The organism is Vibrio sabulosilitoris (genome assembly GCF_055391395.1).
The window spans coordinates 207,776-229,589 of sequence record NZ_AP029599.1 but is presented as its reverse complement, the minus strand read 5'-3'; the positions used below and the strand labels follow the sequence as shown (position 1 = coordinate 229,589).

Annotated in this window: 18 protein-coding genes, 1 tRNA gene, 1 rRNA gene and 1 riboswitch; of the genes, 10 read left to right on the top strand and 10 right to left on the bottom strand. The window is 48.2% G+C overall.

The genetic code is table 11. The features are described from left to right. The first annotated feature begins 44 nt into the window (after positions 1 to 44). The 6 genes from rrf to ACZ5R2_RS01185 all read left to right on the top strand — a co-directional run bounded on the left by rrf (position 45) and on the right by ACZ5R2_RS01185 (position 5,100). Positions 45 to 161, top strand: a 5S ribosomal RNA gene (gene rrf / locus ACZ5R2_RS01210). A 56-nt stretch (positions 162 to 217) separates the two neighbouring features. Then, a tRNA-Asp gene (locus ACZ5R2_RS01205) sits at positions 218 to 294 on the top strand. 305 nt (positions 295 to 599) lie between these two features. Further along, positions 600 to 1,635, top strand: a protein-coding gene (locus ACZ5R2_RS01200; RefSeq protein ID WP_464900440.1) for an IS630 family transposase whose coding sequence is annotated in 2 segments (ribosomal slippage) — positions 600 to 1,058 and positions 1,060 to 1,635 — 1,035 coding nt in all. Because the reading frame shifts where the segments join, the coding sequence is not laid out codon by codon here. A gap of 248 nt (positions 1,636 to 1,883) precedes the next feature. Further along, positions 1,884 to 2,078: a hypothetical protein gene (locus ACZ5R2_RS01195; RefSeq protein ID WP_464900439.1), complete on the top strand. Its 195-nt coding sequence runs from the start codon at positions 1,884 to 1,886 to the stop codon at positions 2,076 to 2,078. 888 nt (positions 2,079 to 2,966) lie between these two features. Then, positions 2,967 to 3,971 carry a YecA family protein gene (locus ACZ5R2_RS01190; protein WP_464900437.1) on the top strand — a complete coding sequence of 335 codons (1,005 nt, stop codon included), beginning with the start codon at positions 2,967 to 2,969 and terminating at the stop codon, positions 3,969 to 3,971. Between the two features lie 10 nt (positions 3,972 to 3,981). Continuing rightward, positions 3,982 to 5,100, top strand: coding sequence for a hypothetical protein (locus ACZ5R2_RS01185; protein WP_464900436.1), 1,119 nt, complete (start codon positions 3,982 to 3,984; stop codon positions 5,098 to 5,100). Positions 5,101 to 5,435: 335 nt separating this feature from the next. Here the strand turns inward: ACZ5R2_RS01185 and ACZ5R2_RS01180 are convergent, their stop codons facing one another. Then, positions 5,436 to 6,302 carry a YicC/YloC family endoribonuclease gene (locus ACZ5R2_RS01180; RefSeq protein ID WP_438460617.1) on the bottom strand — a complete coding sequence of 289 codons (867 nt, stop codon included), beginning with the start codon at positions 6,300 to 6,302 and terminating at the stop codon, positions 5,436 to 5,438. A gap of 179 nt (positions 6,303 to 6,481) precedes the next feature. Here ACZ5R2_RS01180 and rph point away from each other — a divergent pair, with 179 nt between their 5' ends. Next, positions 6,482 to 7,198: a ribonuclease PH gene (gene rph / locus ACZ5R2_RS01175; protein WP_438460616.1), complete on the top strand. Its 717-nt coding sequence runs from the start codon at positions 6,482 to 6,484 to the stop codon at positions 7,196 to 7,198. 124 nt (positions 7,199 to 7,322) lie between these two features. After that, complete coding sequence (gene pyrE, locus ACZ5R2_RS01170) at positions 7,323 to 7,964, top strand: orotate phosphoribosyltransferase (RefSeq protein WP_464900435.1); 642 nt, start codon at positions 7,323 to 7,325, stop codon at positions 7,962 to 7,964. Between the two features lie 63 nt (positions 7,965 to 8,027). On the opposite strand, the gene lpxL is transcribed toward pyrE, so the two are convergent. From lpxL to coaBC, 3 genes are read right to left on the bottom strand one after another with little or no spacing between them, the layout of a single operon-like run. After that, positions 8,028 to 8,978, bottom strand: a complete 951-nt coding sequence (gene lpxL, locus ACZ5R2_RS01165) for an LpxL/LpxP family Kdo(2)-lipid IV(A) lauroyl/palmitoleoyl acyltransferase (protein ID WP_464900434.1) — start codon at positions 8,976 to 8,978, stop codon at positions 8,028 to 8,030. Positions 8,979 to 8,983: 5 nt separating this feature from the next. Then, positions 8,984 to 9,574 carry a nucleoid occlusion factor SlmA gene (slmA, locus tag ACZ5R2_RS01160; RefSeq protein ID WP_438460613.1) on the bottom strand — a complete coding sequence of 197 codons (591 nt, stop codon included), beginning with the start codon at positions 9,572 to 9,574 and terminating at the stop codon, positions 8,984 to 8,986. Between the two features lie 30 nt (positions 9,575 to 9,604). Next, positions 9,605 to 10,804, bottom strand: coding sequence for a bifunctional phosphopantothenoylcysteine decarboxylase/phosphopantothenate--cysteine ligase CoaBC (gene coaBC, locus ACZ5R2_RS01155; RefSeq protein WP_464900433.1), 1,200 nt, complete (start codon positions 10,802 to 10,804; stop codon positions 9,605 to 9,607). A gap of 155 nt (positions 10,805 to 10,959) precedes the next feature. On the opposite strand from coaBC, the gene radC reads away from it, so the two are divergent. Next, positions 10,960 to 11,700, top strand: a complete 741-nt coding sequence (radC, locus tag ACZ5R2_RS01150; protein WP_464900432.1) for a RadC family protein — start codon at positions 10,960 to 10,962, stop codon at positions 11,698 to 11,700. Here the strand turns inward: radC and trmH are convergent. From trmH to gmk, 4 genes are all read right to left on the bottom strand, one after another. Then, positions 11,697 to 12,386: a tRNA (guanosine(18)-2'-O)-methyltransferase TrmH gene (trmH, locus tag ACZ5R2_RS01145; RefSeq protein ID WP_464900431.1), complete on the bottom strand. Its 690-nt coding sequence runs from the start codon at positions 12,384 to 12,386 to the stop codon at positions 11,697 to 11,699. The genes radC and trmH overlap by 4 nt on opposite strands. Positions 12,387 to 12,450: 64 nt before the next feature. Then, a complete protein-coding gene (gene spoT, locus ACZ5R2_RS01140) occupies positions 12,451 to 14,571 on the bottom strand; it encodes a bifunctional GTP diphosphokinase/guanosine-3',5'-bis pyrophosphate 3'-pyrophosphohydrolase (RefSeq protein ID WP_464900430.1) in 2,121 nt (706 codons plus the stop codon). A gap of 52 nt (positions 14,572 to 14,623) precedes the next feature. Beyond that, complete coding sequence (rpoZ, locus tag ACZ5R2_RS01135; protein WP_164647124.1) at positions 14,624 to 14,896, bottom strand: DNA-directed RNA polymerase subunit omega; 273 nt, start codon at positions 14,894 to 14,896, stop codon at positions 14,624 to 14,626. Positions 14,897 to 14,981: 85 nt separating this feature from the next. After that, positions 14,982 to 15,605, bottom strand: coding sequence for a guanylate kinase (gmk, locus tag ACZ5R2_RS01130; RefSeq protein ID WP_464902401.1), 624 nt, complete (start codon positions 15,603 to 15,605; stop codon positions 14,982 to 14,984). A gap of 295 nt (positions 15,606 to 15,900) precedes the next feature. Further along, a riboswitch (purine riboswitch) is annotated at positions 15,901 to 16,000 on the top strand. A 46-nt stretch (positions 16,001 to 16,046) separates the two neighbouring features. On the opposite strand from gmk, the gene ACZ5R2_RS01125 reads away from it, so the two are divergent. Next, entirely contained in the window at positions 16,047 to 17,414 is a 1,368-nt protein-coding gene (locus ACZ5R2_RS01125; protein WP_464900429.1) for an NCS2 family permease, read from the top strand. 71 nt (positions 17,415 to 17,485) lie between these two features. On the opposite strand, the gene ACZ5R2_RS01120 is transcribed toward ACZ5R2_RS01125, so the two are convergent. Further along, positions 17,486 to 18,544 (bottom strand): LacI family DNA-binding transcriptional regulator, encoded by a 1,059-nt coding sequence (locus tag ACZ5R2_RS01120; protein WP_464902400.1) that lies wholly within the window; start codon positions 18,542 to 18,544, stop codon positions 17,486 to 17,488. Positions 18,545 to 18,683: 139 nt separating this feature from the next. Further along, positions 18,684 to 21,767: a GH116 family glycosyl hydrolase gene (locus ACZ5R2_RS01115; protein WP_464900428.1), complete on the bottom strand. Its 3,084-nt coding sequence runs from the start codon at positions 21,765 to 21,767 to the stop codon at positions 18,684 to 18,686. Positions 21,768 to 21,814: the final 47 nt, after the last annotated feature.

The window sequence follows — 21,814 nt, the reverse complement described above, 5'->3', positions numbered from 1 at the left end:
GCTTTTAGCTTTTTTAAAAAGCTGAAAACCAAAGCAAGAATTTGCTTGGCGACCATAGCGATTTGGACCCACCTGATTTCCATGCCGAACTCAGAAGTGAAACGAATTAGCGCCGATGGTAGTGTGGGGCTTCCCCATGTGAGAGTAGGACATCGCCAGGCTTTGAACATTATCTGTTTAAAGTGCTCTAGAGATAAGACTTTAAATGGACCACTGCGGAGTGGTAGTTCAGTTGGTTAGAATACCGGCCTGTCACGCCGGGGGTCGCGGGTTCGAGTCCCGTCCACTCCGCCATTTATATTAAGCCTCAGTCGAAAGTCTGAGGCTTTTTTGCATTTCAGAGGCGAGATCACTGCGTTGCGAGAGGCGAGAATCGAGGGGGCGGGGTTCGAGTACGCTAGCGCTTCAAGGTGCGAGTAGTTTTCGTTTGACTGGCTCCTCAATAAGCAAACCAGGTTTACGATTGGTCAATATTTCTCCCTCTCAAGCTCAATGCTCTACTTTTTCTTTGAGTCAGTTCTCTTTTTTCATCTTTTATACCAATCTAAGTAAAAATATGATCTAATTGAGGCTGTTACTTTTACGTGAAAATGGATGCTATGGACAGCCTCGATAATATTGATTTTAAAAAGCTCGCTAGCCAACAAAAATCTATCCAGATGAAGATGCGATTACTCGCACTGGCCCATTTCAAAGACGGTCATTCTCGTACCCAAATCGCCAAGTTTCTTAAAGTCAGTAGAACCAGCGTAAACAAGTGGGTACAAACATTCCTTGAGGAAGGGCTTGAAGGACTGCAAGAAAAACCGAGAACGGGTCGTCCCGCTTTTCTCAACGCTCAACAACGAGAGCAGTTAAGTCAGTTCATAAAATCTCGAGCAGAAGACTCATCTGGCGGTAGATTAACAGGGGCTGATATACATGCCTATATCGTGAAAGAGTTTGGTAAACACTACCACCCCGATTCTATCTACTACTTGCTTAATCATATGGGCTTCTCTTGGATAACTTCACGCTCCAAACACCCTCGTCAATCGCAACAAGTCCAAAACGATTTTAAAAAAATTCCAAATTGAAACGATCCTTAAGATCCCAGGCCATATGGGGCTCAATAGCGTCGATGTCTGGTTTCAAGATGAAGCGAGGTTTGGTCAACAAAATACCACAACTCGCCTTTGGACTCGGCGAGGTTCGAGACCGAGAGCGGTAAAACAGCAGCAATTTGAATATGCGTATTTGTTTGGCTCAGTGTGCCCCGCTAGAGGGATCGGAGAAGCTATGGTTGTTCCATGGGTCAATAAAGAGATCATGATTGAACATCTCAAGCAGATCTCAACGGTTACTGAGAAAGGTCGTCACGCGGTGGTCATCATGGACGGTGCCGGTTGGCATACCAATGATATTGCACAAGAGTTCAATAATATCAGCATCATCAAACTGCCACCCTATTCACCGGAGCTAAACCCAATAGAACAAGTGTGGAGCTGGCTCAGACAGCATTACCTTGCCAACCAGAGCTTCATCGATTACCACGATATCGTGTCGAAAGTGTGCAAGGCATGGAATCGATTCTTTGACAGTACAGATAGGGTAACTAATATGTGCAAGAGAGAATGGATTAGCCTGATTAGTTAATTTTCCAGATTGGTATGATTTGGCTTCTCAATGAGCAAACCAAGTATACGATTGGTCAATGCACCTCCCTGTTGAGCTGAATGATCTACATTTTCTTTGATTCATTTCTCGGTTTTTGTCTTTCACCTCTTTGCTTTCATTGTTTTGTGATCTTTCCCTAGTCCTTTAAGCCAAAAAACGTCTACCAATGGAAACTTGATTTCTATCTACTAGGTTTATTTAGTACGTTGTTAAACAAGGAGTCAGAAATGCCTGAGATTAAGCAAGAAATTCCACATCGTGTGACGGTTTATCATGACAGTCCGGAGCAGGAGAAAGAGCTTAAAAATGCGATGTTGCCGGAAAAACCACGTTACTTCATGGGGAACCCAACATATAAGGGTGAGAGCTTAGAAGAGTTTAAAGACCGTTTAGATTCTATTGGAATGTCGCTAGACAAGTAGTTTAGTAACAACTATTCGAGATTAAAAAGCCCCGCTAGGTAGTGGGGCTTTTTCGATTTAAGGGAGAAAGGAAGCATTATACTAATCTGGAAAATTAGCTGATCAGGTCAATCCATTCTCTTGCGCATATTTGGGTAATACCAATCTGGAAACTTAACTGATCAGGTTAATCCATTCTCATGTTTCTTTTGCTATTGTAGACTTAACTGTGTCCATTTGGCCATTGCAAATTGCCGAACGAGCAAAGTACCAATCTGGCAGCTCATTGAAGCAGCGAATACACGCGGTGCGCCTGCCTGATTGCAATTAGATATTTTGATTATGCCACTGAATAGACCAATTTAGGCAACAAGCCCTGTTCAGGTAACTTGCATATGCACAGTACCTTCGGGCAGCTGGATGCAGACTTCAGAACTCCAAGTTTAGATTACATTGACTTAATCAAAGCTAGCCGTCAGCTGAGTAAACCTCCAGCTGCCGGACAGCTATAACTTCTCTATGCGATTTTTAACCTGTTGTCGTCTAACCAAGACGATCACAGTAAAAACAGGGCATTTTCTAGCGGAGGATGGCCAATGGCAGTGCACGCCTTTTTTTGATGTCAGTTATAATTCGCATCCAATTTACAAAGACGGTACCGTAATTGGCGGTTATGGTAAAGCGCCGCCGCGTAAGGTAACGCAAAAACTAGCAGCATGTGCTGGATATGGGGTTTGGCATGATTCAAGGCTAGTTATTGATTAAGTAGCACAAGCAATCAGCCTATTTACTTATCTCGCAGAGCAACAAGGGATCAGCAAAACAAAAGTAGCTGCGATAACTAAAACACTGGATTAGCGCAAACAAAAAAATGCTGTGCTTTTTCTACAACAATAAGGAGAAGCTGCAATGAAACTCGGTCGAAACGATCCTTGCCATTGTGGTAGTGGTAAAAAATTCAAACGTTGTTGTATGAGCAACGCTTCCAAGCAACACGCCCAAGTCTTCGATGATGTCGAAGCCATGCTGGTAATGAACCCAAATTTAAGTCTTGATGAACTGAACGCAGCTTTACAACACGAAGTTCAGGAGCGCAATAATCAACGTCATCCTGACTTTTGTGGCATGACACCAACGCAAATGGCCAATTGGCTTTATGAGCCTTTTGGACAATTACAGTGGGTGACAATCAGCACTCCAGACGATCTTTCTGCTAGTCCGGTGATGCGTTATCTTGCCTTAATTCTTGATGAGGCCATGGCACAAGAAGGCTCATTCAGAGCCACGAGTAAAGGCAACTTACCAGCTAAGTTGGTTAAACAGGCCAGTGAGTTATTGCCTGAATTTGCCGTTGCTCAATTCGAATGTGATATAAGTCTCAGCGAGTTTGCAGGCAGCAACGAGGACAAGTTTAATGCCTTGCACTACACCCGAGTGCTTGCTGAAATTAGTGGCATTATTTATCGACGTAGCGGTCGCTACCATGTGAAAAAATCAGCGCAAAAACAGTATCAGGCTTTAGGTATCCAGGCGTTTTTTAAACCTATGTTAGAGGCCGCTATCAGCAAGTATAACTGGGGCTATTTGGATGGTTTTGAGTTTGATGTCGACTTGCGAACCTTTTGGCTATTTATGATGTGGCGCATTCAAGGCCACAACAGTATGGATCAGCTTATTAAAGAGGTGATGACAGCTTTCCCCGATTTATTGCTGGCATTCCCAAAGGATGATTACTTCTCGCCAGAAAGAAACTTAAGCATGCTCATCGAATCTCGATTTATTGAGCGATTTTTGCAGTTTTGGGGATTTATGACCATAGACCCAAGACGTTATATAAACGCTGAACCCGTCGCCAGAGAGGTTCAGTTACAGCCTTTGTTAAAACAAACTTTTCAATTCACAATAAACACATAGTCAGGTCATCGTGAGCGAATATCAATACTATAGATTCGAGCGGCTGGATGGTTGTTTAGATTCTAAAGCGCGCCAATCACTTAGGGCCACTTCAAGTCGTGCCGAGATCAACGCTACGTCCTTTCAGGTGTCTTACACCTACAGTGACATAAAGGCGGAACCATCCGAGTTGATGCTAAAGCACTTCGACATCGGTTTCTATTATGCTAATTGGGGTTCAATCAATGTTTACATCAAGCTACCCGCTGGAACGCTCCCCGATGCGTTACTTGGCTTTTCAAGTGACGAGCTTCATGTGTCTCAAAGCGATGAGCGCCAGTTGCTGATTTTTTCTCTTGAGGAATATTACGAATATTTTGACGATGAACATGCTGACAATTTTTTCCAGCATTTAGCTGTTTTACGCAGCGAGTTAATCCAAGGGAATTGGCGTCTGGTGTACTTTATGTGGCTCAAAGCCGCTGATTGTAATGACGAACTTGAGGAAATACCTTTAATTCAATTTGATTTTGAGCACCTCAGTGAAGAGGTGCAGGCGTTTGCGACGCTGTATGATATTCCTTTAGCATTGGCTAGGGCATTAGCTTTGGTGCTGAACGAACATCCAAGTCACCAAGCCAAACAAATCCAGTTTCAATTTGATGCGTGGCTCCATAATCTCTCAGAAGCAGAGAAAGACACGCTATTACGCGCTCTGTTTGAGCAAGGCCAGTTGACCCGTCATCAAGCCTTAGCACTGATGCGAAAAGAACCAGCCAAAAAAGACGAGCCCTATCAGTATTGGTTAACGCCCGACCTGATTTCCCCTTTCATCGAACAAGCGCAAAGCCAGTTACAACAAGAGCAAGCCGCAGCGCTCGCAAAGAAATTAGCGATTGAAAAAGCGGAAAGAGACAAAATGTTGGCGGATATCTATAACCAGCGTGAGCACTACTGGAAACAGGCACAAGCCCAAGCCAAACGAACTTGCGCCAGTGGGTATGATACAGCATCACGTTATTTGCATCAGTTATCTGAAGCTTATCAGTTTAAAAACGATATGGTGGCATTTGAACATAGTTTTAAGCGCTTTGTTGTGGCGAACAATAGCCGCAAAGCGCTGTTAAGTCGGTTAAGTGATTTGCGTTAAACGATGAGAATAAAAGCCGACCAAATGATGTTAGTAAAAAGTTGGTTTAGGTTTGATTGAAAAGTTGTGAGCCCACCAAAAGGTCTTCAGGCTGCTGCCGACGAAGTAACTTTGTGCAGATCTCTGACTGGTGTATTTCTCCGTACAGTAAAATGCATGGACGAGCAATAAATGTGTGATGTGGTGGATTATGGTGTTCAGGGGCACTCATCATCGCCTTAGATAACGCGCAACCTAAGTCTAAAAGAAGGATATTAATCCATTATATGTATAAAAAAGCCCGTAAATACGGACTCTTATGTAGTATTGCGCACGGGCTGAAATCTAGAAAAACATCATTCTATGTTTTGGATCTGCTCGCGCATCTGCTCGATAAGGACTTTAAGCTCTACACCTGATGCCGTGATATCTGTGCTGATAGACTTAGAGGCGAGGGTGTTCGATTCACGGTTGAATTCCTGCATCATAAAGTCGAGACGACGACCTACAGCGCCACCTTTCTTTAGGATATTTGTGGCTTCTTTGACGTGTGAATCAAGACGATCCAACTCTTCTGCCACGTCTGACTTTTGTGCCAACAAGATAAGCTCTTGCTCTACACGGCTTGGCTCTAGCTCAACCTTGGCATCTTCAAACTTGTTGAGTAGACGTTCGCGCTGCCAGTCGAGAATTTCAGGCATACGTGCACGGACTTTGGTCACTTCTGCAGTGATTGCCTCAAGGCGCTGATCAATCAGTGCCTTCATGTTTTCACCCTCACGACCGCGAGCTTCAATGAACTCACTTAATGCCTCGTCAAAGGCGCTAAGCAGGGTGGTATTGATTGCATCCATATCTTGCTCTGGCGTTTCCATTACACCCGGCCACTGCATGACTTGGAATGGGTTAAGGCGGGTTGATTCACCGGTAATCCCCATAATTTGATTGGCAGCGTCAACGACTTGTTTTGCTAGCGTTTCGTTGATAGTTAGCTCACCCTTCGCCGCTGGGTTTGCCTCAAAACGCAGTGCACATTCCACTTTACCGCGCGCCAGACGTTTACGGAATCGCTCACGCAATACCGGCTCAAGGCCGCGAAACTGCTCAGGCATACGGAAGTAAGTTTCTAGGTAGCGTTGATTCACACTGCGGATTTCCCAAATCGCGCTACCCCAATCGCCTTTCACCTCTTTACGGGCGTAGGCTGTCATACTGAAGATCATCGAATTTTCCTATTTAATCTTTTGAAAATTAACAGCGCAATACTAGCACATCCTGATTAGAAGCGTTGACCACTGTGATAGGTCAATTGCATATTCCGCAATCTGTTAGCGAATTGGCTGTGATTCCGCTATAATCCGCACCAATTAAACCCACACCTCACTCGATAAGGTATTAGTCCATGCGTCCAAACGATCGTGCTAAAGATCAAGTTCGTCCTATTAAGATTACTCGCAACTACACCGCTTACGCGGAAGGCTCAGTTTTAGTTGAATTTGGTAACACGAAAGTACTTTGTAATGCGACCGTTGAGGAAAATGTGCCTCGCTGGCTAAAAGGTCAGGGCAAAGGTTGGGTGACTGCTGAATATGGCATGCTACCTCGCGCTACCCATTCTCGCACACGTCGAGAAGCTGCAAGTGGTAAGCAAGGTGGACGTACAATGGAAATTCAACGCCTTATCGCGCGCAGCTTGCGAGCGGTTGTTGATCTAAAAGCAATGGGCGAAATCATGGTCACTGTTGACTGTGATGTGATTCAAGCTGATGGCGGCACGCGTACGGCCTCTATCTCTGGTGCTAGCGTCGCAATGGCGGATGCATTCCAACACCTAGTCGAGAGTGGCAAACTTAAAGCTAACCCGATGAAAGGACATGTTGCCGCAGTTTCTGTCGGTATTTTGGGTGAAAATGTTCTTTGTGACCTAGAGTACGTTGAGGACTCTGCTGCAGATACCGATATGAATGTGGTGATGACTGAAGCAGGCAAGATGATTGAGATCCAGGGTACAGCAGAAGGCGAACCGTTTAGCCATGAAGAGCTAATGGAGCTATTAGCCTCTGCAAAGAAAGGTATTACTGAGATTGTTGCGGCTCAAAAAGCGGCACTTGCTGACTAATTCTTATAGCTCCCGTTATGGGGGCTATTTTTTTATCTCAAACGTCGTCTTTACTGCTGTTTGAGAGATTTGTAACCCGGTTAGTCTCCCTCGGACTAACAACGATCTATTTAGAGAGAAACCAATGAAAGCATACCAGCGTGAGTTTATTGAATTTGCACTAGAGAAAGAAGTTTTGAAGTTTGGCGAGTTTACGCTGAAGTCTGGCCGTAAGAGCCCATATTTCTTCAACGCTGGCTTGTTTAACGCTGGTCGTGACCTTGCACGTCTAGGTCGCTTCTACGCAGCGGCACTGGCGGATTCAGGTATTGATTATGATGTACTATTCGGCCCTGCGTACAAAGGTATCCCAATTGCTACAACTACGGCAGTTGCACTAGCAGACCATCACGACACTGACACTCCTTACTGCTTTAACCGTAAAGAAGCCAAAGATCACGGCGAAGGCGGTAACCTAGTCGGTAGTGCACTTGAAGGGCGCATTATGCTGGTCGATGATGTGATCACAGCGGGTACGGCAATCCGTGAGTCGATGGAAATTATCAAGGCTAACGGCGCTGACCTAGCGGGCGTACTTGTGGCTATCGACCGTCAAGAGAAGGGTAAGGGTGAGCTTTCTGCTATCCAAGAGGTCGAGCGTGACTTTGGATGTGCGGTTATCTCGATTGTAAGCCTGACAGATTTGATCACCTTCCTTGAAGAGAAGGGTGACAATACTGAGCATCTTGAGGCTGTAAAATCTTACCGCGCTGAGTACGGCATCTAAGCTGAATTCAAATGACTAACAAAAAAAGGTATCCGATTGGATACCTTTTTTTGTTTGAGCTGCTTACTGATAACGAATACCTTTGCGCGTGTTGGCATCAGGCATTGTTTTAAAGCGCTTGTGCAGCCACATCCATTGTGAAGGCGCACGCATGATGAGCATTTCTACGTACTTGTTCATATAGGCTGCTGCCGCCTTCATATCTTTTTGCGGATAATCTTGCTCAATAGACTGATCGGCAATCAGTTCATATTGGCCGTCGGCATTACGAAAGCCTGAGCCAGGGACAATAGCGCAATTGCTGGTATAAGCCAGAATGCTCGTGCCGGTGGTAGTGCAGGCATCCTCAACGGCAAAGAATGGCACAAACTCCGATTTGTTGCGCCCGTAGTCATGATCTGGCAAGTAGAAGAGTCGCCCACCTTGGCGAAGTACTTTGATCATAAACTTAAGGTCTTTGCGGTCGATGAGCTTATTGCTATTGTGCGTACGTCCCCAGTACTGAATAAAGTTGTACGCCGGGTTATCATGTGGACGGAATGCCCCATAGCCGGGCACGCCGAGCACTGCAAATGCCCTAGCCGTGATCTCAAGGTTGAGGGCATGCACACAGCATAACAGTACGCCTCTACCATTCTGGGCGTGATCGCGCACTACGGAGATATCTCTCTCTACCAGCAAGCGCTTAAAACGCCAAGTTGGCCAAAACCACGTTACACCCGTTTCAATCAACGCAAGGCCGGTATTCGCGAAGTTATCTCGAACCAGCTCATCGCGCTCTGTTTGCGGCATATCGGGAAAGGCAAGCTCAAGATTGCGATTGGCAACAGCGACACGCCCTTGACCAAAACGCATACCGATACGCCCCACCGTGCGACCCAACTTGAGCAGCAAAGGGTAGGGCAGAATATTCACCAGAATCGCCAGTGAACCAAAACCAAGCCAAACTCCCCAGTTCTTGGGGTGCAAAAGCTTAAGGCTAAATTGTGGGGCAGGATATTTGCTTTTTTCCATACGATTTATTTAATCTGGGCGCAAAGCAGCGACCAATACTCTTCGAAGTTTTCAGTTGGCTGATATTTGAAGTCTGAGCGCACGAAGCGATTGAGACTGCCCTCGACTTGACCGAGCAGTTGTGCGGCCAAGATCTTCTCATCTACTGGGAATGACTTATTCTCTCGCAGCTTTCTCTCACGCAGAATCTGACGCAGTGAAGTCTCGATACGCTCAAACAGCTGATTGATACGATCGCGTAGTCGCTCGTTCTCAAACATTAGTGCATGGCCTGACAGAATTCGAGTTAGGCCAGGATTGCGCTCAGAAAAAACCAAGATCAGCTGCATCACCATACGGATACGCATCAGGGTATCTTTCTCTTCATCAAGGATACGGTTGATGCGCGACATCAGCGACTCCTCGATAAACTCGATCAGGCCCTCAAACATACGCGCCTTGCTTGGAAAGTGGCGATAAAGCGCCGCTTCCGATACGCCAACCTGCTTGGCTAACTTGGCGGTTGTGATTCGAGACGCACCGTCGGCCGACTCGAGCATTTGTGCCAAGGCTTGGAGTATTTCTTCTTTACGGTTACTTTTTTTGGTCCCAGCCATGCAAGTATTCCTTTTACTGCTTAATGAGGTTTATAGTTTTTTAGCGATAAGAGTCAAAATCTCGCTCGCAATACGCTCTTTTGACGCAAGGGTTAGTGACTGCTTACCCTCGCTTGAGAACACGGTAATCGCGTTGTCGTCACTGTTAAAGCCCTGGCCTGCGATAGAGACATCGTTGGCACAAATCATATCGAGTTTTTTTCGCTCTAGCTTGCTTTGTGCGTAGGACTCTACGTCTTGTGTCTCAGCTGCAAAGCCCACCGTAAATGGTCGGTGGTTTTCTAGATGAGCGACACTCGCAATGATGTCTGGGTTTTTCACCATGCTAATAGCTATATCGTCCTGACCATCGACTTTCTTTAGTTTATTCTCGGCAACGGTTTGAGGGCGATAGTCTGCAACCGCTGCGCAGCCAATAAAGATATCAGATTCAGGTGCTTGCGCTAGTGATGCGTCATACATTTGCTGAGCGCTTTCAACATTTATTCGGCGCACACCTGCTGGAGTAGACAGGGAGACAGGACCTGAGATCAGGGTGACCTTAGCGCCAAGCTGGTGCGCCGCTTTTGCCAGGGCAAAGCCCATTTTACCCGAGCTGTGGTTAGAGATATAACGCACAGGGTCAATCGCTTCACGGGTTGGCCCTGCTGTGATAGTGACAGATTTACCCTCGAGTAGCTTCGGGGCAAAGAATGCTTCACAGTGAGCGACGAGCTCCATAGGATCAAGCATACGGCCCATGCCGACATCACCACACGCTTGCTCACCGGCAGCAGGTCCCCAAATTATGGCGCCACGACGGGCCATGGTCGCGATGTTTTCTTGAGTCGCAACATTGCTATACATTTGCTGATTCATCGCTGGAGCAATCGCAACAGGCGCCTCTGTGGCGAGAACTAGTGTGGTGAGTAAGTCATTACCCATGCCTGCCGACATGCGTGCGATCAAATCAGCGGTTGCTGGAGCAAGCAGGACCAGATCAGCCCACTTGGCCAGCTCAATGTGTCCCATCGATGCTTCCGCAGCAGGGTCAAATAGGCTGTCAGAGACAGGTCGGCCTGATACGGCTTGTAGCGTCAGTGGCGTGATAAACTCTTTGGCCGCGTTGGTCATCACAACTTGAACTTGGGCGCCTCGCTCGCTGAGGCGTCGGGTGAGCTCAGCACATTTATAAGCGGCGATACCACCACTAATGCCAAGCAGGATATTTTTACCAGCTAGTGTCGACATAATGAGTAATTCCTTTAAATTTCTGGGCGCTAAGATAGCACTTTTGTCATTGCAGTGCCTAGCTTCCGTCAGTAGTTCGTTAAGCGAAGCGAGTCGGATTTGCTCTAACTCAATAAACAATGGATTAAACTGGGCCGTGTGAGCTGAGTTATAAAATGGGCTTAATTGTTCATCGGCTGGCAACCGAGTCACTAGACTCTTACTCACTGATAACCGTGCTTGGGGATCCTCCTATTCTACCTAAAGAGTCGATGCCAAGGGAAAAACTCCTATCCCACGGGCCTAGCGCGCTTACCGATGCCGAGCTGCTGGCTATTTTCCTGCGCACTGGCACCTCGGGTGTTGGCGTGCTCGAGCTCGCCGATAGAGTGCTCAAAGACTTTGGGTCTCTAAGGGCCTTATTTGCTGCTAGCGAGCCGAGTTTTTGTCAACACAAAGGGCTTGGGCAAGCAAAGTATGTTCAGTTGCAGGCAGTGCTAGAGATGACCCAGCGCTACCTGGCAGAGACTCTGCAACGTGGCGAGGCGTTAACCAGCCCAGTACAAACCAAGCTGTATCTGTCGGGGTTGTTGCGCGACCGAACGCGAGAAGCGTTTGTCGTGCTGTTTCTCGATAATCAGCACCGAGTGATCTGTGATGAGGTGATGTTTGAGGGCACCATTGATGCGGCGAGCGTTTATCCTAGAGAGGTGGTGAAGCGAGCGCTTCACCACAATGCTGCCGCCTTAATACTGGCTCATAACCACCCATCGGGTGTGGCTGAGCCAAGCCAAGCAGACCGCCGTTTAACCAGGCGCTTGGTCGAGGCACTCTTGCTGGTTGATATTCGTATTCTGGATCACTTTGTTATTGGTGATGGCGAGGTGACCTCGTTTGCCGAGCGTGGCTGGATCTAATTGCCTTTTTGCATCTCGGCCCACCAGGCCTTGTCAGCGACAATCTGACCTTCGTCATCCAGTGGCGGGTAAGCTAAGCCTTTACGCTTGGCCACTTTGGCCAATACTGGGTGGCCGCGCTCAAACAAGGTGCGATGAATGGTTTCTTCAGGTACCGAGCTGTGCTCATTATTATACATACCAGCCGCTTCACGTTGACGTTGCGCTTCATAAAGAATCACCGCGCTGGCGACAGAAACATTAAGCGACTGAACCATACCTACCATAGGAATGATGATGTCCTGATCGGCGAGCTGTTTTGCTTGCTCAGAGGCGCCAAATTTCTCACCACCAAGAATAATGGCAGTTGGCTTGGTGTAGTCAATCTCGCGAAAGTCTACTGCGGTTTCAGACAGGTTGGTAACCAAAACCTGCATCCCTTGTTCTTTGAGGCTTTTAATCGCCTCTGCCGTGCAGTTGTGCGTCTCAACTTCTACCCAGTTACGAGCTCCTGCCGAGGTGTGGGTCAGGGTGCGCATTTTCTCATCAGGCCAAACCGCATGAACTTTGTGCAGGCCTGTTGCATCTGCAGTACGGATTACGGCAGACACGTTGTTGGGCTTATGGACTTCTTCAAGGCACACCGTGAGATCGGTTTGACGTTGCTTAAAGACTTGCTGGATTTTTTGATAGCGTTCAGGATTCATAGTACTTGCAGATCAGTTGCGAGGGGAGAAACAACAGAGCAGCGTGACCGCTGCTCTGATTTAGTTAGTGTTTTCTTCGACGAACTCTTAGTGCGTCAGGCATAACGCGAATTCGTTTCATAATACTGGCGAGATGCACGCGATCTTTGGTCGTGAGCAGAACAGTAACAGTATAGAGTCGACCATCGCGCTCTTCGGTTGAGAGACCGTGGATGTTTGACCCTGTCTTAGAGATCACGTTGGTAAGCTCAGCTAAAGCGCCTTGACGATTTTGCATATCGATTTGCAGCTCAGAGATGAACTCTTGGTCATAATCTTCAGACCAATCGACGGCCATATACTTATCTGGCTCACGCTGATAGCCGCGAACGTTTGGACAGGTCTCGCGATGGACAACTAAGCCTCGTCCGGGTGAGACGTGAGCGATAATGTGATCATCCGGGATCGGGTGACAGCAGTTGGCAAACGTCAGTAGGATCCCCTCTGCACCACGTATCGGCAGCTTCTTGTTGGTATCTGAAGGCAAAGAGCTGGTGGTCGTCAGCTCATCGGTGTCACCGAGTAGGCGACGGGCAATGACGATACTCATTAGTTCGCCAAGGCCGATGGCTGCCAGCAGATCATCCACCGTTTCTAGGCGCAGGTCAGTAAGCACTCCTTGAACATTATCCGGGTAGATAGAGTCAATCGAGTGGCGACCCAGTGCGTGATTGAGCAGGCGACGGCCAAGGCTAACTGACTCTTCGCGGCGCATGGTTTTGAGAACCTGACGGATCTTCGTACGCGCACGTGATGTCACAACATAGTTGAGCCAAGCGGCGTTAGGTCTTGCTCCTGGGGCACTAATGATCTCGACGGTTTGACCGTTTTTCAGTGCCTTACTCAGCGGATACGGGTGACGGTCAACGCGTGCACCCACACAGGAGTTACCGACATCGGTATGTACAGCGTAGGCAAAGTCGACAGCAGTTGCGCCAAGAGGTAGTTCAACAATACGTCCTTTTGGTGTGAAGACGTAGATCTCATCTGGGAACAGATCCGATTTTACGTTTTCAATGAACTCAAACGAGTTACCAGCGCTTTGCTGTAGCTCGAGGAGGCTCTGCATCCAGCGTTGGGCTTTGACTTGCGCCGTGGTGCCGGAGCGATCGCCTTTGTCTTTGTACGACCAGTGTGCAGCCACACCTTTATCCGCCATTTGATCCATATCCTCAGTACGGATCTGTACCTCAACAGGCACCCCATGAGGCCCTACCATCGAGGTATGCAGCGATTGATAGCCATTGGCTTTTGGCACCGCGATGTAGTCTTTCATTCGGCTTGGGCGCGGCTTGTACAGGCTGTGGACCTGGCCAAGGACTCGATAGCAATCATCGGCAGAAGTGACAACCACACGAAACGCATAGATGTCCATAATCGTATGAAAGCGCTGCTCTTTGGTTTTCATCTTGTTGTAGATGGAGAACAGGTTTTTTTCTCGACCAAAGACATGAGCGGTTACGCCAAATTCACTCAGGCGGCCCTCGATCTCGCTGTGGATACGCTGGATCATCTCTTTACGGTTGCCACGCGCGGTCTTGACCACGGCTTTGAGCACGCGATAACGATTTGGGTAAAGCGCTTCAAAACCCAGCTCTTCGAGCTCAGTTTTGATGTTGTGGATACCGAGGCGGTGTGCCAGAGGAGAGTATATCTCAAGCGTCTCACGCGCGATGCGGCGCTTTTTATCTGGGCGCAGGGCGCCAAGCGTGCGCATATTGTGCGTACGGTCAGCCAGCTTGATCAGGATAACGCGGATGTCTTGCACCATGGCAAGCACCATCTTACGAAAGTTTTCAGCCTGAGCTTCTTTTCGATCGCGGAATTTGAGTTTATCGAGTTTGGAAACACCATCAACCAATTCAGCAACGGCGTTACCAAATTGTGCCTCAAGTTCTTCCTTGGTGACATCACAGTCTTCGATGACGTCGTGCAGCAGGGCTGCTTGCAAGGTCTCGATATCGAGGCGCATCTCGGCCAAGATACGAGCGACGGCAACAGGGTGAATGATGTACGGTTCACCGCTAGAGCGGGTTTGCCCTTCATGGGCATCACGCGCTACCACATAAGATTGACGCAGAGCCTCAATTTGAGGCTCTGTTAGGTATTCTTGGGCAACGTCTTTGAGGCTATCAAAAAGATACAAATTATGGGCCCGACTGGTTTTACTTACTGAAAGAGGGGTTCAGTAGTGCAGATTAACGGCTGTGAGCAATGCTGCTTACGGCGGCTAGTTCTGCTGCTTCTTGTTCTTGTTGCTCTTGACGCTCACGTGCATCCAGAACTTCTTTAGTGATAAGACCCTCTTCGATTTCGCGTAGAGCGATAACCGTTGTCTTATCATTCTCTTCTGGCACTAGTGCATCTTTACCACCAGTTTGCATTTGACGAGCGCGGCGAGCCGCAATAAGAACTAAGTCGAAACGGTTACCAACTTTTTCAACAGCGTCTTGAACAGTTACGCGTGCCATGAGAACTCCAAAATAGTTAACTAAAATTTAGTGTGACGAGAAATTATACAAGCATCAAAAGGATCTTGCTAGAGGAAATATAGACTTAGTCGGCCAATAGCGCGTCAAGCATGCCTTTGTATTTTGCAGCTTGCTTATCGTGCTGCAAACGTTCAGCACGAATGATGGCTTTAAAGTCCATTAACGCGGTATCAAAATCGTCGTTCACAATGACGTAATCATATTCATTGTAGTGTGAGATTTCTGATTTCGCTTCAGCCATACGCTTAGCGATCACGGCATCACTGTCTTGACCACGGGTGTTTAGGCGGCGCTCTAACTCACCATTCGATGGTGGCAGGATAAAGATGCTTTTCGCTTGTGGCATCTGTTCGCGGATTTGACGCGCGCCTTGCCAGTCGATGTCAAGGAAGACATCAATGCCTTTATCCAGATTCTCTTCAATCCAGATGCGTGATGTGCCGTAGTAGTTACCGAACACCTCGGCATACTCCAAGAACACACTCTGCTCGATAAGCTCTTCGAAGTGTTCTTTTTGCACGAAGTGGTAGTGCACACCATCTTCTTCACCTGGACGCATACCGCGAGTCGTGTGAGAAACCGATACCTTCATCGCATAAGTTGGGTTGGTTTCAAGCATCGCTGAAATTAGGCTCGATTTACCTGCGCCGCTCGGTGCAGAAACAATATAAAGAGTACCTTTGGCCATGGACATCTTCTCGCTCTGATTAGTCAAGGTGTTCAGCAACCGAAATTACTGAGATAAAGATAGCATACAGCCTGATAACTGACTGAAGCCGTAGGCTAAAAAATGGACGCGAAGGGTAGCATAGGTTGGCGCAGATTCACAAGTGAAGATCCGATGGCTTACAACCAGCGAGTTATAGCACGAACAAAGCCCAGCAAACGATTGCTTAAATTTCAGTGGTTTGATTTTTATCGTGTTTTTTTATTGTCATCAAACTGCAAAAGTTGTTGAATTTTTGCTCTATCTCGATAAAATTCGCGACTAAATTCTATCGCGTTGTATATGTCAGATGAGTTGGATCTGACGTTTCTACCACTGGGCCTACCCTGGTGACTACGACTGGCACAGCATGGCGGCATATAGGGCGCGATACCACATCAACTTAATAACATAGGTTTTATTGTGAGTCTCGAATCTGCTGCAAAGCCCACTCCCTCTTCATTTCTCGATACCAGATTCAAGCTGTCTGAGCGTAAGACAACTATAGGTACCGAGATCTACGCAGGTTTCATTACCTTTTTGGCAATGAGCTACATTCTAGCGGTCAACCCTGCAATCCTTGGCGATATCCCTGGCATGGACCGTGGTGCCGTGTTCACGGCAACCGCACTGGCGGCGGCACTGGCAACCCTAATTATGGGCTTGTTCGGCAACTACCCTGTGATGTTGGCACCGGGTATGAGTATGAACGGCTTCTTTAAAGGCATGCTGTTCAGTGGCTCTGTGGCGCTGGTATGGCATGAAGCCTTATTCGGTATTTTCCTCTCGGGCGTGCTGTATCTGATCCTATCGATGACGCAGATCCGCAAAGCGATGATTGAGTCGATTCCCGAGGATCTTAAGCTCGCGATCACCGTTTCTCTGGGTCTTTTTATCGCGTTTCTCGGCCTGAAAAACGCTGGTATCATCGTCTCTAACCCATTTATTTTGGTAAGCATGGGCAACATCTCTGACCCACAAGTGATCATCGCTTACATCAGTATCTTTGTCGCACTGGGCTGTATGATCCGTGACATTAAGTTGGCGACCTTTATCTCGTTTGTCTCTGCCATTATCTTAACCGTCATTGCGGATGCCTTCATGGGCACCTCAAACGCGCCAATTCCTGAGACCCTAGTGACTGTGCCACCAAGCATGGCGGGAAGCTTTGGTGCGATCTTCGATTTCTCCGGCTTTACCGCAGAAAAGCTATTTGACCTGCTGTTTATCGTGGTGATCTTTCTGATTGTTGATTTCTTTGATGGCCTGAGCACCATTGTTGGTGTGGGCCGTGATGCGGGCATCATTGATAAAGATGGCAAAGTGCCGAACGCACGCTCTGCGTTGGTCGCGGACGCTGGTGGTACGGTTATCGGTTCGGTGCTAGGTACGACCTCGGTCACGGCATTCTCTGAATCAGGTATCGCGTCTGCTCAGGGGGCGAAAACGGGTCTAGCGGCGGTGACGGTAGCAGGCTTATTCCTAGTATCTCTGTTCCTTTACCCTGTCTTCTCTATCTTCTCGGCAGCAATGGTTGCACCGGCGATGGTGGTTGTGGGTATCTACATGATTGGTCGTTTAGGTCAGATCAGCTGGGAGCAAAAAGAGTCACGTATAGCAGCATTCTTTACCATTATGTTTACCGTTCTGAGCTTCTCGCCAGCAAACGGTATGGCAATGGGCTTTATCAGCTACGCCTTCTCTATGGTGGTGGCTGGCAAGGGCAAACAAGTTCACCCAGTTATCTACGCACTGTCAGTGTTGTTTATGCTGTACTTGGTTTTGCTCTAACCCACGCCAAGAATAAATCAACCTTCTCAAGGGTCAGCCATGTGCTGACCCTTTTTGTTGTTGCGTCGTTCTCAGTCAATGGGAACAGTAGAGCGCAGCCTCGTCGAGTCTGCTGGGCGGCGATAGATTGATTTGGTGCTTTGACGCACGATCAGCTCAATTGGAGGAAGGCGAGCCTCGGCATCATCACCATTGAGAAGGTTCAGAATTGAGTGCGCGCATACCACGCCAACTTCCTCTACTGGCTGGCGTAAGGTTGTCAGGGCCGGGGTAAAGTACTGAGAGGTTGGGAGATCATCAAAACCAACTACGGAAACATCATCGGGGACTCGATAGCCATTATCGTGCAGCGCCTTGATTGCACCATAAGCCGTTTGATCATTCGCGGCAAATAGTGCGCTAAAGTGCGCCTTGGACTCGATAAGCTCAACGGTTTTTTGATAGCCCAACTCACAGCTAAAGTCGCCTTGTTTGACTAACTTTGGCATGGTTTTTATCCCAGCTTCCTCCAGCGCACGCTGATAACCGTGATAGCGGGCAGCTGAGTCGGGTTGTGAGCTGTGCCCCTTAATGTGGGCAATATTGACATGGCCTTGCTGAAGCAGGTGCAGCGTTGCCATATAGCCACCGAGCTCATTGTCGATGGTGATGCTGTGGACATTGCGCGCATTGATGTCGTACCCGACTGCCACCACCGGAATATTCTCAGCGAACTGGCAGATAAGCTCGGTTTTGATGTCACCGGTGACGATGATCACCCCATCGACATGACTTTTAGCCAGGTAGTCGAGGGCGTGATTCTCCAAGTTTTTTTGCCAGTGCCCAGTGGCAATGACCAGCGAGTAGCCTTTGGCGATCAGTGTCTTCTCCATATCGTTAAGGATACGGCTGGTGAAGGGACTGTCCGGATGTTGGATCAACACCCCAATGGTCATCGAGCGACGATGACGGTGAGAGGCGGTGGGTTGGCTTGGTTTGTAGCCAAGCGATTTAATCGCTTGCTCGAGTTTTTCACTCTTCTCATCACTGACGTAAGTGGTCCGGTTTAAGTAACGAGAGACGGTGCTTGGGGAGACGCCAGCAAGTTTAGCGACATCATAGACCGTCGGAGCTTTTTTCTTTTTCACTATGTTCACTCCTGGTTTTCGGTCTTCTAGTTAGATGGGGGAGACCGTTACCTCTAGGGTGTCGGACGTAAAACCCCCAAGCAAGCTTGGGGGTACAAAATGAGACCCAGTTGGCTAATTAAGCCTTTCCTCAGTAAGTGGCTTATGCGGTTTGATAGCTATAGGCAAAGATCATCCCAGGACGGAAATAACGCCCCGCGGTGTATTTCAGCCCCGTTGCTTTAAGGGTTTGAAATAGCATGGAGGAAAGTGTCTCCTCGACCTTCGGGCCAAACTGATTTTGGAAATCAGGCAAGCTCTGGCTCATATGTGGATTGACCCTGCCATCACTGAGCAGATAATCATCCTCTTTAAGGGCAGAGATCCACAGCTCAGCCTGCTCAAAGGTCAGATCAAGTGTCTGCGCCAGGAGCTCTGCGCTAACGACGCCCGAGGCATTAAAACCCTCTGGTGCGGCAAATGGGATCCGAGCTAACTGGTAGAGCGCGCGATAGGTCGTGTCAATCAGTTGCTCTGCTTGGTCGCGCATTCCAGCCAGTTGCAGTGCCGTTGCGACGCTGAACTGCACGCCAATCCATACGTCTTGCGCTTGGAAAGCATGATGAGGAAGACCGTTCGCTAAGGTCATGTTCGCCACACCAATCTTGGGGCTGTTGATCTTGAAGTTGGTGCGCTCAATAAAGCCCAGTGCGCGCTGGACTCTGTCTTGTGGCAGTAGGCTAGGCTCACCAATCAACTGTAGATAGCTATCTGCGAGTAGGGCATCGCCAAAACTGTTGTCAGAGTCGAGCTCAACGATAGCCTCGAATTCACTGGTAAACGCTTCAGCGGCCACCTCTTTCAAGCTGCGTTTCTTGGTCAGGCGCTCTTCGCATTTACTGATGCTCAGGTCGTCTCTTTGGTTGAGATAGCAATTGATCAGAGATTTATCGATGATTTGATCGCCAGTGGCCTCGATGCCCAGACGGCGCAAGCCATCGAGCCCTTCACCCGTCAAGTGTTTGGCTTGGACCGGAGTGACAAAGAAGTGGTAGTAACCTTGCTGCTCATCCCACAGGCTGGCTTCAAGCTCTTCAAGGGCGGCGTGTGACTTCTCTGCCCACTCAATACTGAGCTCAGGTTCATTCATCAGTTCCGCAAGTACAGACGCTGCACGCAACCCCGCCGACCACAAGCTAGCGCAGTAGATTGAGATGCCATGAGACGAGAGATTGTCGAAGGTGTCGTCTGTGCCACGAGTCAGCGGCAGAACATCACCAGGCTCGATGAGGTTTTCAAGATACTCAATGCTCGCCTTGATTGCCGGCCAGCAGCTCTCAACAACCTGACGATTACCGGTCTTTTTAAAATGACGCAGCACCATCAAGATGTATTTTGGCGCCAGATCTTTCCACTCTTTGACGTTGTGCCAGCTATACGCATCCGGCTGAATGTCAAATGGGCTACCAAGATCATGGATCACTGCGCCGCGCACTGCGCGAGTCCCTTGGTATTTCTGGTCGATGAGCTCAGCATAGGGCTTGTCTTCATATTCCCAGTAGCGGCGTTGGGTCGGATCCTCAGCCAAGATAGCGCGCGCAAATTCTTCCATGACACAACCATCTAACTCAGGCAGCAGATAGAGCAGGGCAAATGATCCATAGAAGTACACGTCGAGAGAGTTAAAGAATGGGTAATCCACACACTCTTTGACCAAGAATTTGTTTTCCTCATCCCATACCGTAGACTCCGCGAGGAACGAGAGGGTGTTCATCGCCATGGTGGCATAGCGCTGCACTTTGTCGGCATCACGGTATTGCTGCCCCGCTTGAGTGAGAAACTGGGTTTGCTGCTCAACAATGCGAGCCTCGATCGTCTCGAATTGACCCAACAATGCTTGAGTGATCTGCGTGGATCGCTGTGATCCACTGAAAAAGCGGCTGTAGGCTTTACTGCTTTGCCAGTCCCCCAGGTGGATCTTGGCATGATCCATGGTTTGAACAAACCTAAGTTCTAGCGTTTCATGCGGCGCTAGCTCGACACTGATCACAGCCAGTCCCGCTAAGGCTTCACGACCAGAATAGATACCTTTGTCAAAGCTCTGGTTGGTGCGTCCGGTCAGAAGGGCATTGGTTACCTCGCGCTCGATATGAGTGGCGTACATCGATGGCTTAGTAGTGATGCACACCTTGCCTTGCTGGATGAGCTCTGGATTGGTTACGACGCCAAAATTGACCTCACCCTCGATGTCTGCACCATATGGAGACTGGCTAGTCATCAACACGCCACAATAATGCTCATCGCCTTGCTCTAGATCCAGTTGCTGGTGGTGTTGCTGAATTGGATTTTGTGTCAGGGTACAAAACGAATCTTGGATGCCCTCACGGCCTTTGCGATAAGTCGAGCCGATCAGGTTAAGCAAAGGCTGGACAAGGGTCACGGTTTTTGGCTCAGCGCTGCGGTTAGTCAGCTCAAAGTGGTTCCAGTGTGTCGGTAGGCTACATAGCTTAGCGTCATTTTTGACCGTTGGTGAGACCACCTTACGCTTGATGCTCACCTGCTCAAAGCTGTGGTATTGAAACTCAGCCATTGGGTACAGGGCGCGATAGACGATCTCTTCAGCAGGAACCGATGGGACTTGACTGTTACCATTGGCCGTCAGTTGCATTGCCGAAGCAGAAGCATTAATCAGCAGTCCACTGAAGAAATCCATGGCCACCAATACCTGGGTTTCGAGCCCGACGGGGTCAGTTGCAATAGCGGCGAGGGTTCGTGAGCTAAACTCGATATTCCAGCGAGCAAAGCGAGATTGGTTTTCTTGATAAAAAATACCCTTCAAGAGACAGGACTTTAATTCTGCTAATAAGTCTACTGATGTGTTGTTATGAATTTCAGCTCCAGAGAATAACGCCGGGTAGTAATTTAAGTATGCTCGCACCTCTGTCTCGGATTTAATTTTTATTTGTTCGATAGAGATAGGGCTTGCCACTGAAGCATAAAAGTCGTTTAAGTGAATATGCTCATCAGAGATATCAATAAAAATACCGGGGATAAAGCTAAAGTTAGGCGTGTCGCCATTAGGGGTCAGGGTGAAGGTACTGCCAATGCCACCGATAGCCATGCCCGTGTTTTCTGGGGTTGTCGAGATTGGGGTGTACCAAGGCTGAATAAACTCGACCGCGTCTCCTTTCGAGGTGAGACTTTTTGCATCACCGAAATAGCTTGTGTAAGGAATTGTATTTTTCATATTACTATCCAGATTGCCAAATTCTTTTTTTTATTGTTACTATCTTT